This is a genomic window from Salinispora goodfellowii (assembly GCF_059570675.1).
In genome coordinates, this window is the sequence record NZ_JCANTD010000011.1 from 1 (window position 1) to 12,464 (window position 12,464).

Here is a 12,464-nt window from a genome sequence, read left to right on the forward strand (position 1 = left end):
ACTGGGTGTCCAACACCACCGCGGTCGGATCCTCCCGACGGCCGGCTTTCTCCCTCGCCTGGCAGCGCAGCAGATCGTGGATCGTCTGGTCGGTGCCGTCGTCACGCCACAGGGCGAAGTAGTAGTAGGTGGCCGACTTCGGCGGCAGATCATGCGGCAGGTACGCCCACTGGCAGCCGGTCCGGTTCTGGTAGAAGATCGCGTTCACGATTTCCCGCAGGTCGTAGTCACCATGACGGCCCGAGACCGACACCGCGACCCGCTTGGCCTTCCACGCGTCCAGGAACGGTCCGATCAGCGCCCACTGCTCGTCGGTGACGTCACTGGGGTATGGCTTCCGGTCACCCATGACCGGCCTAACGCTGCTACCACCCAACGGTCACGACCAGGATTCACATTCTCCCGCATTGGCCGATACCTACCAATAGCGAACCCCGCCAAAATATCTTCAACCGGGCACACGGAATAGATCAGCTCGAACGTCTGCGGACCACCCTCTCAGGTTGGGCGGCCATCGGGTGCTGGTCGCGTTGGCGGTCCGCCGGTCCGCCGGTTCGCCAGTTCGCCTGCGTCAACGGCAACTGCCGGCGGCGAATGTTCGACGAGCAGGTGCCAGGGCTAACCCGCAGGCATGCCTGTCACACGGTCCTGGCGGCGGGTGATCTGGAAGCCGTCGCGGTGGCGTTGGGTGGTCGGGCGGGCAGCAGGTTGGCTCACCGTCTGGCGGTGTCGGTGTCGCGGATGACGTTGATCCGGATGATCCGGCGGATGCCCGACCCACCGCAGTGCGTTGGATCGTGCGGGGGTGCTGGTGTTCCTGTCGTAGGCGATGATGGCAGGCATGCGGCTGCTTATCCTTGGTGGAACTTGGTTTCTTGGGCGTGCTCTCGGCGAGCTTGCGCTGTCCGCTGGCTGGTCGGTGACCACCTTCAACCGGGGCGTTTCTGCCGCTGACTTGTCCGGGGTGCAGGTCGTGCATGGTGATCGGGAACGGCCCGAAGACCTGAAGCGGTTGGCCGAGCATGGTCCGTGGGACGCCGTTATCGACACGATCGGCTACGTTCCGTCTCAGGTCCTGACCGCTGCGACCGCGCTGGCCCCGGTCGTCGGCCGCTACGTGTACGTGTCCTCGGTCAACGTCTACACCGGCTGGCCGGACGAGCCCCTGGACGACGAATCACCGTTGTTCGACTGCCCACCGGACGCTGATGCGACGTTCGGGGCCGATCTTGGTTACGCCGGTCAGTACGGGGCGCTCAAGGCTGGATGCGAGAACGCTGTCGTTCAAGCCGTCGGCCAGGAGCGGGCTGTCGTCCTGCGTCCCGGCGTGATTCTCGGCCCGAGCGAATACGTTGGCCGCCTGACCTGGTGGCTGACCCGCGCCGCCCGTGGCGGCCAGCTCCTGGCGCCCGGCCCAGCGCAGCGGCCTATCCAGCCGGTCGACGTACGCGACGTCGCCGCGTTCGCACTGGCCTGCGCGGAGGATGGGGAGGTCCACGGCTCGTTCAACGTCACCGCCCCGATCGGCCATGCCACCTTCGCTGAACTCGTCGATACCTGCGTCGCGGTGACCGGCGCTGACACCATGCCCGTTTGGGCTGATCCCGACTGGCTTGTCGCGCGGGGTGTGCAGCAATGGACGGAACTGCCTCTGTGGCGTACCCATCGCGGTGTCTGGACCGTCGATAGTTCTCGCGCGGCTGCGGCGGGGCTGGCGTGCAGGCCCCTGCGTGACACTGTCAGCCAGACGTGGGCGTGGATGAACGGCGGCGGCAGCCCCATTACCGGGGAGGGCGAGGCGGGTCGGGCCGCCGACCACGGCATCTCCGCCGCCCAGGAACGCGAGCTGTTGCAGGCCTGGCTACAGGAAAGCTGAACGAGAGAGTCACACAGTGGGCAGTGCGGGAGGCGTCGGCCGGGCCGCGACGAAGGATTCCGCTCGTTCGGCGAGTTGGCGCGCCTGGGGCACCTGGTACCACGGGTCCGTGGTTAGCAGCTCCCGCATCCGGTCCAGCCGTCCCAGCAGGCCGGTTCGTCGCCACTCGGGCGGCGTGGACCACAACGGTGTCAGCGTGTCCTGCGCGGCGTCCAACTGCCTGGTGGACAAGTGGCACATGGCCAGGTCGATTCGGGCCTCGCCCTCGACCGTCGACCAGGGCGTGCCGCGGGGCGTCGCCGCCAATCGCAGTGCTTGCGTCGCCGCTGTTGTGGCCTCCTCGGGCCTGTTGACCCGTAGCCACGCGGTACTCGCGCATCGCGCCTGCTGCGAAGCGGTGAACCCGAACTCGCCGCCGATGATGTCGTGGAGTACGTCGTTGCCGTCCTGCGAGCGGGCGTCGTCGGCCGAGGTAAGCGCGGCACGGACCTCGTTCACGGCTCCGCGGTGGGCCCACGCCCGCGCTAGCACGCACTGGGCGCGCACGTGAGCAACGCCGGGCGGGGCGATATCTACCGCCGCAGCGGCGTACCGCACCGCCTCCTCGTACCGGCCAGTCCAGTACGCGATCGTGGCCTGCATCCCCCGGGCGTAGGCACGAACTCCTGGGTGGCCGATGATCTCACCGTAGGTGTCGGCAGCCCGGGCGTACTGCATCGCCGGCGACCACAAACCCAGGTCAGCAGCCGCACTGGCCAACAAAGCCGCCGCCTGCGCGGTGATCAGATACAACTCGTGCTGCTGGCCGGGCCGTCGGGTTCGCTCCAGTGCCTCGACGGCGAGCCCACGCACCCGCAGCGCCTCGTTGATCGTGGCGGCGGGTGTCAGCTGCCCGAAACCCCGTGCGATCCCGATCGCGTCATCGCGTAGCTGCTCAATCGTCAGGTCCGACACGGCCCTAGCCCCTGCGTCCATCGCGTGCTTGCTGGTCTCCCGCGCGACGATCATGATCGCCTGCCGCACTCCAACGTACGCTTCACCCGGATCCTGCACCAATACTGAGTCACCAGTGGAAGCACCTGTGGTCGGCAACAGCCTGTCGGGATCGGGAAGCCGGCTGGGGGAGCTGGCCTCGGTGATCGTCTGGTGATCGAGGACTGTGCCCCAGCGGGCCTGGAGTGCCGCGTCGGCCTTCTCCTCCCGATGCCTGATCTCGAACGACCGGTACTCGTCGTAGCCGGCGATCAGCTCGCCGCCGGCCTGGAGAAGTGACTCGCACTGCACCCAGAAGACCCGGTCGACCACCTGCTCGCCGCGTTCGACCCCGGCCACCGTGCTTCGAGTGCTGTTCACCAGCCGCGCCACGTCATCCTGAATCAGACCACGCGTCTTGCGCCACGCGGCCAGCCGCCGTCCAAGCGCCCGCTTCACATCCTTGAGTTGCTGCGGGTCCAAGGGGGAGGACCTCCATCACGATCGGAGGAAGACGGTTACCGCTTTCTATATTTCCCTAACGGCACGTTGACATTAACGGATGTCAGCGACAGGGACATACCGGCGCCCGCAAGCCGGAGAGATTGACGAAGACGTACCGCCAGCGCCGCGATCCCCGACCAGGAAGCCCGGCCCGTCTCGCCGTCTCGTTTCTGGGCTCGTAGGGCGAGAGGGAAACCATGATCAAAACCCATTGGGACAGGACGGGCTGCCACCGGGACGGAGCGGGACGGAGGGGATGCTCGTCGCACGAGCACCCACCGAGCACCCAACCGTCCACCAGGGACGGAAAAGCAAAGGCGCCTGACCCATGTTCTTGCAGGTCAAGCGCCTTACGATCTTGCGCGCCCGAAGGGATTCGAACCCCTAACCTTCTGATCCGTAGTCAGATGCTCTATCCGTTGAGCTACGGGCGCTGGTGCTTGGTCAGCCTACACGACCGACTTTCGCGCGGAGACTCCGGGATTCGAACCCGGGAGGGGCTTTAAAACCCCAACCGCATTAGCAGTGCGGCGCCATAGACCAGACTAGGCGAAGTCTCCCTGGCGGCCTCGCAGGCCACCGGGGGTTGAGAATACAGGGCCCCGGCCGCCGGGAGCAAAGCGACTACCCGCGGGCAGGTCGGACCGCCTGCCGTCACCGGCTGGCCGGCCCTGGGCCCCGTCCGGCAGTGGGGTTCGGGTCGACACGAGTCGTCGTGGGTCCGGGGAGGGGCGCGAGGCGGGTGTTGACCGCCAGGAGGTCGGCATCGCCGCGGACGTCAGAGCCAGTCGAACCACTCCTTCGGCAGCGCCGCGTAGCCAACAAAGGCCACGATGTCCAGGAGTGTGTGCGCCACCACCAGTGGCATCACCCGCCGGGTTCGGAGGAAGTACAGGCTGAAGATGACACCCATGATCGCGTTGCCGACGAACGCGCCGAAGCCCTGGTAGAGGTGGTAGGAGCCCCGGAGTAGCGCGCTGGTGGCGACGACCACACCGAGTCGCCACTGGAGCTGTCGCAGTCGGGTGACGAGATAGCCGACCACGATCACTTCTTCCAGTACGGCGTTCTGCACGGCAGCGAAGATCAACACTGGTGCTGCCCACCAGACATCCGGCAGCGCGGCGGGCACCAGCGTCGCGTTGAGTCCGAGTTGCGCCGCCGCCCAGAACAGGGCCAGGCCGGGCAGGCCGATCAGCGCGGCCAGGCCAGCACCACGGACGAGATCCTGGCCGGGCCGGCGGGCGTCCAGGCCGAGCGTCCGGGCCGGATCGCCGGGGTTGCGCGCCAGCAGGTGTACGGCGAGCAGCACCGGTAGCAGGGCGAAACTGATCCCGAGCAACTGGTACGTGAGATCGAGGTAGGGCCGCTCGGACCGGGAGGTGTTCAGGGCGGCGGTCTGCGCCGACAGCGGTCCCTCGGCGGTGAGTTTGGCGACGATCGAGGTCAGGGCGTAGACGGCTGACTGGCCGAGTGACAAGCCGAGGACCAGCCACGTCTCGGTGCTCAGCGTCCGGCGAGTCACCGGTCGGTCCGGATCGAGGATCACCGCACCACTGTGCCTGACCCGACTCCTGATCGTGGCACCGAGGAGACCTCATGAACCGGTCGCACATTCTGTGCGACCGGTTGGCACGCTCCGTGTCCATTCTTGGGTTGCCCGAACCCCGTACGGAGAAGGAGCCCGCTCCCGTGGACGACGTCGCGCGGCTACTCAAGGAGAGTTGGACCCTGGTTGAAGAGCACCGGGTCCGGCTGAGCGAGCACTTCTACGCCCGGCTGTTCCTGCTCGACCCCGAGCTGCGTTCGCTCTTTCCGGCGCAGATGGCGGGCCAGGGTGATCGGCTGTTGGAGGCGATCATCACCGCCGCCCACACCGTGGACGACCCGGAGGGTTTCGACGAGTTCCTCCGCTCGCTGGGTCGGGACCACCGGAAGTACCACGTCGAGGCGACGAACTACGAGACCATGGGCGTCGCCCTGCTGGACGCCCTGCGCAGCACCGCCGGCGACGGGTGGAATCTGGCCTTCGACCAGGCATGGCGGGACGCGTACGCGGCCATCTCGGGCAAGATGCTCGCGGGGGCGGCGGCAGACGACAACCCGCCGTTCTGGCACGCCGAGGTGCTGACCCACGTTCGATACGGGCCGGACACGGCGGTGTTGACGGTCCGCGCCCTCCAGCATCCGCTGCGGTGGCAGGCTGGCCAGTACGTCAGTATCGAGGCGCCCCGCTACCACCCGCGGGTGTGGCGGACCTATTCGGTGGCGAATGCGCCGAACGACGACAACGTGCTGGAGTTCCACGTTCGGACGCCGCCGGGTGCGGGATGGTTGTCCGGTGCGTTGGTTCGTCGGGTGAAGCCGGGTGACCTGCTGCGGTTGGCGGCGCCGATGGGGTCGATGACCCTGAATCGGAGGTCGGACCGGGACATCCTCTGTGTCGCCGGCGGCGTGGGCCTGGCTCCGGTGAAGGCGCTGGTCGAGGAGTTGGCGGGCTATAACCGGACCCGCTGGGTGCACGTCTTCTACGGCGCCCGTACGCCCCTTGATCTCTATGGCCTGGCCGGGCTTCAGGAGCTGGTAGCCCGGCATCCGTGGCTGTCGGTGACGCCCGCGTGTAGCGGGGATGCGGGCTTCGAAGGTGAGCTGGGCGAAATCTCCGAGGTGGTCGGCCGGTACGGCCCGTGGACGGCGCATGACTGCTACGTCTCGGGGTCGGCGTCGATGGTCCGGGCCACGCTGCGGGTGCTCTCCAGCGATGAGGTGCCACCGGAGCACATTCGGTACGACACCTACGGTGAGTTGTAACGGACTTTACCCATCGGGCGGACCGGCACCGCCCACGACGGCCACGTCCGCCCGGCCCTCCTTCCCCCGGGCGGACGTGGCCGTACCGACGCTGTCAGTAGCGCCAGGGCTGTCCGGTGTGCCGGTACTCCTCGACCGGCACCAGGGGTACGCCGGGGGCCATCCGGTCGATGTAGAGGCTCCCCTCGAGGTGGTCGATTTCGTGTGCCACGAGGCGTGCCATGGCGTACTCGTAGGAGGTGATGACCCGACTGCCGTCGAGGTGGGTGTGCTCGACGTCGATCCGCAGCGGGCGGGGCACGAGACCGCGCTGGTCGAAGAAGGAGAGGCACCCCTCGTACTGTTCGTCGGTGTCGGGTGCGGTGTCGACCACCCGCGGGTTGAGCAGGACGACGGGTTCGCCGCCGCGGTCCGGGGGGCGGACGACGGCGGCGGCGCGGTCGATGCCGATTTGCGGAGCGGCGACGCCGATCCCCTTGCTGAACGGGTGTAGCTCGTCCAGGCGGAGCAGGGCTGCGGTGAGCTGCTCCACGGTCTCCTGGGCTGCTCCTACTTCGCGGGGTAGGTCGAACGGCCGGGTGGGCTGGCGGAGTAGATCGGCATCGTGTTGGAGGATGCCGAGGCTCCGCATCCGGTCGCTTGGGCGCAGCCAGCCGGGCTCTGTCGGCTCCCCTTCGGGTCGGGACCGGAATCGCCACTGCATCCGGTAGCGGCCGTTCAGCGGCGGCTCGTCCGCCGCCCAGTCGAAGATTGTCCGGTCGCCCTCCTCCTGGCGGGCCACCGGGGTACGCAGTGGGCCTTCCGCCGCGGAGAGCGAGGTCTGGGCACCCCAGACCTGTGGGTCGAGGGCGGTGGGTAGGTCGAGCCGGACGGCGAGGTGCCGGGTGGGTACCCGGACGGCTCGCTGGAACCAGGGGCCCCACTTGTCCGCCCCGACGTGGTAGGCGTACTCGATGGTGGCGCGGTCGCCCGGGTAGAGCGGAAAGCGCCGGTCGGCGTTCTCGAAGAGCAGCCAGATCTCCTTGAAGGCGTCCCGGTCGTGCTTGGTTCGCCAGTGCATCGCCTCGCGCTCCGGCCCGTCCAGCCGGCATGCGCGAAGCTGCAACTCGGCGAAGGTGAGTGGGTGCGTCCGGTGGTGCCGGTTGGAGCGGCCGGGGTCGCCCGGGTAGCGGTCAACGGCGACGCGGACGAGGTAGCGGGTGATCGGCTCGGTCCCGGCGTTGTGTAGCTCCCGGCGGATCACGCAGTGGTACGTCTCGTCCCGGTAGGTGAGGCTGGCGTGTTCCCGTTCGACGATCAATCCGGTGCCGGGGGGCAGCCACTGCCCGGGGGCGGGTGGCTCGCGGTGCGCCGTCCGGTCGCTACGGTTGTGTCGGAGTTCGTCGTATTCGCAGAAGCGTTGCCAGATCGCTCCGCTGGCCTCCAGCACGGCCTCTGCCCGCCGGGCGAAGTCTTCGGTGGGCCGGTGCCGGCGTCCCTCCACGTGGCTTACGTACGACGGGTCGAATCCCATCAGCGCCGCCAACTGTTTCTTGGTCAGCCCTCGCTCGGTCCGGTGGCGGGCGAGTTCGACGGCAAAGGCGTCGGCCGCCCGATCGAGCGGTGATGTCGTCATCAGCTTCCTTGGGGCCGGGACTATTAGTTTCACGTTCTGCCATTGGTCGGATATAGAAGTGCCACCTTGTCGACATGAGGCTTGACTATCCAGCGATGAGGGTCGATAGTGCGACGGTTGTTTCCCCGGGCTGGCGGGCGGGTAGTACGCCGAGGTGCGTGATGGGCGGGTAGTACGCCGAGGTGCGTGATGGGCGGGAGTCGACGGGGCATGGGATGGGCCGGAGTTGTCGAGCCTCACCAAAGTTAGGCTAGCCTTGGCTTATCGGAGCGGTGGACGACGGGAGGAGCGTCGGGTGACAACTGCTACGCCCGGAACGGCAGCTGCCGCGCCGTTGGCGCCGGTCACCATGGCGCTGCGCCAGCTTTTCGGCACCGACGACGTGCCCGGCCTGGCCCGCGGCCTGTTGGTCACCGATGAGGCTGGTTGGTCACCCGCCACCAGCTTGGTGGACGGGACGCGGCTGCCCGAGCTCCTGGCCGCGGCCGCTGACCAGTGGGGTGGCACCCGGCACGCCAGCGCGGCGCTGGCCTGGAAGGCATACAGCTACTGGGCGGCTCTGCCGGCGGTACTGGGCTGGGCCTCGGTCCGGCGGGTTCCCCTGCTTGTTCCCGCCGATGTGCTGATCCACTTCGCGGATCAGCGATCGCTGTTCACCCTGGGTCTGCGCCGGTCCACCGCGGTGGCGGTCCTGCCCGGTGACCCGTTGGCGCTGTCCGGGCGGCCCGAGGTGCGGGTGGTGCCCGGCGAGGTGGAGCTGCTCGCGGCGCTCCGGGCGACGCTGCTCGACGCTCACCTCGCCCCGGTGATCGCGGCAATCCAGGCGGAGGTGCGGATCGGCACCCGGACGCTGTTGGGCTCGGTGGCCGCCGGGATCGCCCACGCCATCCTGAGTGCGGCCGATGGCCTGCCGGGTTCCTCCGTCGCCACGATCGACACGTTGCTCCAGACGCTCGACCTGCGGGACCTGGTCGAGTTGGTGCCGGGTCCGACCAGCGAACCGACGGTGCAGCGGTACACCTGCTGCCTCGCGTTCACCCTGCCTCGCCCGAAGACGTGCGCGGGTTGCTGCCTCCGCCGGTCCTGATCGGGCCGGCTTCGGTCAGCTTCGCCGGTCCAGATCGGCCGGTTTCGGTCAGGAGGTGAGGTTTCGCACGTCCCAGAGCCAGACGCCCCCGGAGTAGGTCGGCGCTGTCCCGAGCAGTTCGGTCATGCCCTTGCGTAGCGCGTCGGCGTGCTCGTGCGGACCGAGGATGACTGCGCCGGCCCGCCAGTACCGCAGGTCCTCCTCGGCGGCCGTCCGCTGCTGCTGGCTGATCGATGGCACCGCGCCGGTGCGCCGGATCTCCTCGAAGAATTCGCTGGTCCGGCGGGCCGGCGCGGTGAACAGGGCGACCCGGTGTCGACCGGGGCGGGTGTCCGGGCCGAGGAAATATCCGCGGGCGATCGGCATGTCCAGTCCTGTTTCGGCGGACCACCGCAGCGGGTCGGCGAAGTGGGTGCTCGGTAGCGGCAGGGTGACGATGCTGCGTCCATCGGTCACGTAGGGCCGCCACGCGCCGGAGGCGACGAAGGCGGGGGTGGGTTCCAGCCGGACCGCCGGCAACGGGGTCGGCAGGAGCGGCACGAGCGCCATCGCCAGTACGGTGACGGTGGCGAAGCGGATTTGCGGCCGGGCGGCGGGATTTCGGTTGGCGAGGGTCTGGGCGTGCTGCGCCCCGTAGGCGAGCAGGAGCCCGAACAGCGGGGTGATGGCCAGCGCCCATCGGGTGGGTACCACCGAGTGCAGGATGGGCAGGTTCTCCAGCACGGCCCAGGGGGCCGGGATGCCGGTGAGCTCGCCGTTGAACAGGATCTCCCGGCCGAGTGAGAGCACCGCGAAGAGCACCGCGAGCAGGGCCAGGGCCCGGACGACGACATTGCGGCGCAGCCACCAGACGAGTGCGGCGACGAGCACCAACAGGGGCCAGCCAAAGAAGGCGTTCTCTTCGGTGGGGTTCTGCGTCAGCCCGCGCGCGCCCGGTTCGTCGCCGGCCAGCGACTCCCGGGAGTACGCCACGTACGAGGCGAGGTCGGTGGAGTAGCCGCGGATGAGGGGGGAGAGTCCCCGGTAGGCGCCGGGACCGAAGAACTGCACGTAGAGCGGGTACGCCAGCAGGAGGAGCGCGACGGCTGCGGCGACGCCCAGCCCGGCGAGGAATGGGCGTGCCCGTTGGCGCAGGTCGGGCCGGTGGAGGGCGAGCGCGGCCACGACCACGCCGAGGCCGATCGCGGTCATCAGCAGGATTTCCAGGTTGAGGAAGGCCTGCCAGACGATGACCAGGGCGAGCAGGATCCCGTTGCGGGGCCAGCGGCCCGGCTCGCTGAGGCGCAGGGTGCGCCAGATGATCAGTGGTACGACGAACTGGGAGACGATGTTGGGGTGGGCGTTGGCGTGCGAGACCATCGCGGGCGCGAAGCCGCAGAACGTGGCGCCGAGCCAGGCCGGGCCGGGGGAGCGGACCACTACCCGGGAGAGCAGGAAATACCACGATGTCGCGGTGGCTGCCATACCCAGGGTTAGGAAGAGCAGGAAGGACATCCGGGGACCGGCCAGGAGGGTGACCGGCGTCATTGGTATAGACACGGATAGTACTGACGTGTTGGCCATCAAATTGACGGCCTCCGGCACATTCATTCGCTCCGAGGTGAACGGATAGGCGAAATCGGTCACCACCCGTGAACCGTGCGCCATCATCCACTCGAACTGGGACTGATCGGTGCGGTTGTCCCGGAGCCCGTCTTCAGGATCCAGCCAGAGCCGGATGGTCACCCAGAACGCGAGCAGGACGAAGCTCAGTACTGCCAACAGGTCGACCCGCCACCGGGTGCGGGGCTGGTCAGGCTGGGGGGCCGACGCTCCCTCGTCGGAGGCGTCGGCGGCGCGACTCGAATCGGCGGTAGTCATACCAATTCAGAGCGTAGTCAGGCGATGGCCGCGCTGGGCCAGGTTTTAGGCGATTGGTAGCATGTGCCGGCTCCCGGCCGCTGATCATGCACCTAGCCCGATCGCATTTCGGTCACCCCGATGCCCCGATTTGTTCCGCCTTCTATGTGGATGGTTCACTCTGTCGGTGCAGGCGGGGTCAAGCCAGTCCACACCGTGAGGAATCGACGTATGGCAGAAATAACCGGTAATCAGCGCGTCCAGTCCGAGGTGCTGGAAGGCCTTGCGACCGCCGTGAACCACCGCCGTTGGTTCGTTGAGCTGGCCCTGCCGTACCTCGGTGCGAACCCGATCGAGATTGGCAGCGGCCTCGGTGACTACGCGCTGGAGTGGGCCGCGCGGGTACCCCACTTCACCGCCACCGAGGCTGACCCGGAGCGACTGGTCGCCCTGAAGGAACGGCTCGCCGTCGAGCAGCCGGGCATCGAGGTGCGTGAGATGCTGCTGCCGCACACCGACCGCGGCGACTACAGCGCCGCCGTCTCGTACAACGTCCTGGAGCACATCGAGGACCACGTCGGAGCCCTGCGTGGTATGCGGGACCTGGTCCGGCCGGGCAGCCCGGTGATCATCATCGTGCCGGCGTTCGAGTTCGCGATGAGCCCCGCCGACATCGCCACCGGCCACGTCCGGCGGTACACGACGAAGACCCTGGCCGCGGCGATGACCGAAGCCGGGCTGACCGTGGAAAAGATCCACTACGCGAATGCGCTCGGGCTGATCGGCTACTTCATGGCGACCAAGGTCTTCCGGCTGATGCCGAAGGAGGGCCCGATGGTCAAGGTGTACGACACTCTGGTGCTCCCGCTGACCAAGACCGTCGAGCAGCTGGTCCGCCCCCCGTTCGGCCAGTCCGTCTTCGCGGTGGCCCGTACGCCCTCCTGACCCGACGGCCGCCCGCCTTCTCCGCGATCCGGCGCTCGTCGCCTCCGCCGTGCCCGCCGGCGCCACCAGGCCGGACGCGGATCGTGGAACACGGGGCGGCTACTGCGTGACCTGGTAGGTCGGCCGGATCACCGCGCGGGCCAGGGTGTGGAAGGCGAGGTTGAAGCCCACGTACGCCGGGGAGGCGTCGGGGGTGACGTCGAGGCGCTCCACATCCAGTGCGTGCACCGCGAAGAGGTATCGGTGTGGGTGATCACCGGGTGGCGGGGCGGCGCCCCCGTAATCCTGCTGGCTGTAGTCATTGCGAACCGCGAAGGCGCCGCCCAGGGCAGCGCCGCTCGCGCCCCGCGGCAGCTCTGTCACACCCGTCGGCAGGTTGACCAGCACCCAGTGCCAGAAGCCACTGCCGGTCGGCGCGTCCGGGTCGAAGCAGGTCACCACGAACCCCTTGGTCTCGGCGGGGAAGCCCGACCAGGCCAGGTGCGGGGAGAGGTCGTTGCCGCCGACGCTCGGATGAGCGTACGTCGCGTCCATCGGCTCGCCGTTGCGTACATCGGCACTGGTGAGCGTGAACGATGGCACCGTCGGCAGCAGTTCGTACGGGTCCGGGGCGATCGGTCGTTTCAGGGTCATCGAGCCAAGTCCTTCCGGTGCGCGGATTGTCGCCTGTGCACCTTCATACCCCGTCGAGCCGTGATGGTGAACCGGAAGCGCCTCCTCGGGGCCAGCGGGACCGGCCCGCTCTGGCGGCATGCCTGCCGGGCCCCGGGCGCGATCAGGCCGTGGCGCACCACCCTGCCGTGGTTTCCCATCAG

The 12,464-nt window shown here is 68.4% G+C and carries 10 protein-coding genes and 2 tRNA genes; 4 read left to right on the plus strand and 8 right to left on the minus strand.

The annotated features are described in order from the left end of the window. A partial coding sequence (locus T398_RS13275) for a transposase (RefSeq protein WP_496447046.1) occupies positions 1–349 on the minus strand: 349 nt, incomplete at its 3' end. A gap of 492 nt (positions 350–841) precedes the next feature. Here T398_RS13275 and T398_RS13280 point away from each other — a divergent pair. After that, the gene (locus T398_RS13280; protein ID WP_496447047.1) at positions 842–1,876 is read left to right on the plus strand and encodes an NAD-dependent epimerase/dehydratase family protein; all 1,035 of its coding nucleotides are present in this window, start codon (positions 842–844) and stop codon (positions 1,874–1,876) included. A gap of 9 nt (positions 1,877–1,885) precedes the next feature. On the opposite strand, the gene T398_RS13285 is transcribed toward T398_RS13280, so the two are convergent. From T398_RS13285 to T398_RS13300, 4 genes are all read right to left on the minus strand, one after another. Next, entirely contained in the window at positions 1,886–3,331 is a 1,446-nt protein-coding gene (locus tag T398_RS13285; RefSeq protein WP_496447049.1) for a helix-turn-helix domain-containing protein, read from the minus strand. 382 nt (positions 3,332–3,713) lie between these two features. Then, positions 3,714–3,786, minus strand: a tRNA-Arg gene (locus T398_RS13290). 35 nt (positions 3,787–3,821) lie between these two features. Then, a tRNA-Ser gene (locus tag T398_RS13295) sits at positions 3,822–3,912 on the minus strand. Positions 3,913–4,130: 218 nt separating this feature from the next. Further along, positions 4,131–4,901 carry a CPBP family intramembrane glutamic endopeptidase gene (locus T398_RS13300; RefSeq protein ID WP_496447050.1) on the minus strand — a complete coding sequence of 257 codons (771 nt, stop codon included), beginning with the start codon at positions 4,899–4,901 and terminating at the stop codon, positions 4,131–4,133. A gap of 143 nt (positions 4,902–5,044) precedes the next feature. Between T398_RS13300 and T398_RS13305 the strand changes: the two genes are divergently transcribed. Next, positions 5,045–6,163 carry a globin domain-containing protein gene (locus T398_RS13305; protein ID WP_496447052.1) on the plus strand — a complete coding sequence of 373 codons (1,119 nt, stop codon included), beginning with the start codon at positions 5,045–5,047 and terminating at the stop codon, positions 6,161–6,163. A 94-nt stretch (positions 6,164–6,257) separates the two neighbouring features. Here the strand turns inward: T398_RS13305 and T398_RS13310 are convergent, their stop codons facing one another. Further along, a complete protein-coding gene (locus tag T398_RS13310) occupies positions 6,258–7,778 on the minus strand; it encodes a peptide deformylase (protein ID WP_496447054.1) in 1,521 nt (506 codons plus the stop codon). A gap of 349 nt (positions 7,779–8,127) precedes the next feature. Between T398_RS13310 and T398_RS13315 the strand changes: the two genes are divergently transcribed. Continuing rightward, entirely contained in the window at positions 8,128–8,865 is a 738-nt protein-coding gene (locus T398_RS13315) for a hypothetical protein (protein WP_496447207.1), read from the plus strand. Positions 8,866–8,913: 48 nt separating this feature from the next. Here T398_RS13315 and T398_RS13320 read toward each other — a convergent pair whose 3' ends face one another. Further along, positions 8,914–10,725, minus strand: coding sequence for a DUF6311 domain-containing protein (locus tag T398_RS13320; protein ID WP_496447055.1), 1,812 nt, complete (start codon positions 10,723–10,725; stop codon positions 8,914–8,916). Positions 10,726–10,935: 210 nt separating this feature from the next. Here T398_RS13320 and T398_RS13325 point away from each other — a divergent pair, with 210 nt between their 5' ends. Then, positions 10,936–11,649, plus strand: coding sequence for a class I SAM-dependent methyltransferase (locus T398_RS13325; RefSeq protein WP_496447057.1), 714 nt, complete (start codon positions 10,936–10,938; stop codon positions 11,647–11,649). Between the two features lie 99 nt (positions 11,650–11,748). Here the strand turns inward: T398_RS13325 and T398_RS13330 are convergent, their stop codons facing one another. Continuing rightward, positions 11,749–12,282, minus strand: coding sequence for a YbhB/YbcL family Raf kinase inhibitor-like protein (locus T398_RS13330; RefSeq protein WP_496447059.1), 534 nt, complete (start codon positions 12,280–12,282; stop codon positions 11,749–11,751). Positions 12,283–12,464: the final 182 nt, after the last annotated feature.

Coding starts and splice junctions, on each gene's coding strand:
- T398_RS13280 (WP_496447047.1), top strand. CDS start 842: ATGCGGCTGCTTATCCTTGGTGGAACTTGGTTTCTTGGGCGTGCTCTC.
- T398_RS13310 (WP_496447054.1), bottom strand. CDS start 7,778: ATGACGACATCACCGCTCGATCGGGCGGCCGACGCCTTTGCCGTCGAA.
- T398_RS13315 (WP_496447207.1), top strand. CDS start 8,128: ATGGCGCTGCGCCAGCTTTTCGGCACCGACGACGTGCCCGGCCTGGCC.
- T398_RS13320 (WP_496447055.1), bottom strand. CDS start 10,725: ATGACTACCGCCGATTCGAGTCGCGCCGCCGACGCCTCCGACGAGGGA.
- T398_RS13325 (WP_496447057.1), top strand. CDS start 10,936: ATGGCAGAAATAACCGGTAATCAGCGCGTCCAGTCCGAGGTGCTGGAA.
- T398_RS13330 (WP_496447059.1), bottom strand. CDS start 12,282: ATGACCCTGAAACGACCGATCGCCCCGGACCCGTACGAACTGCTGCCG.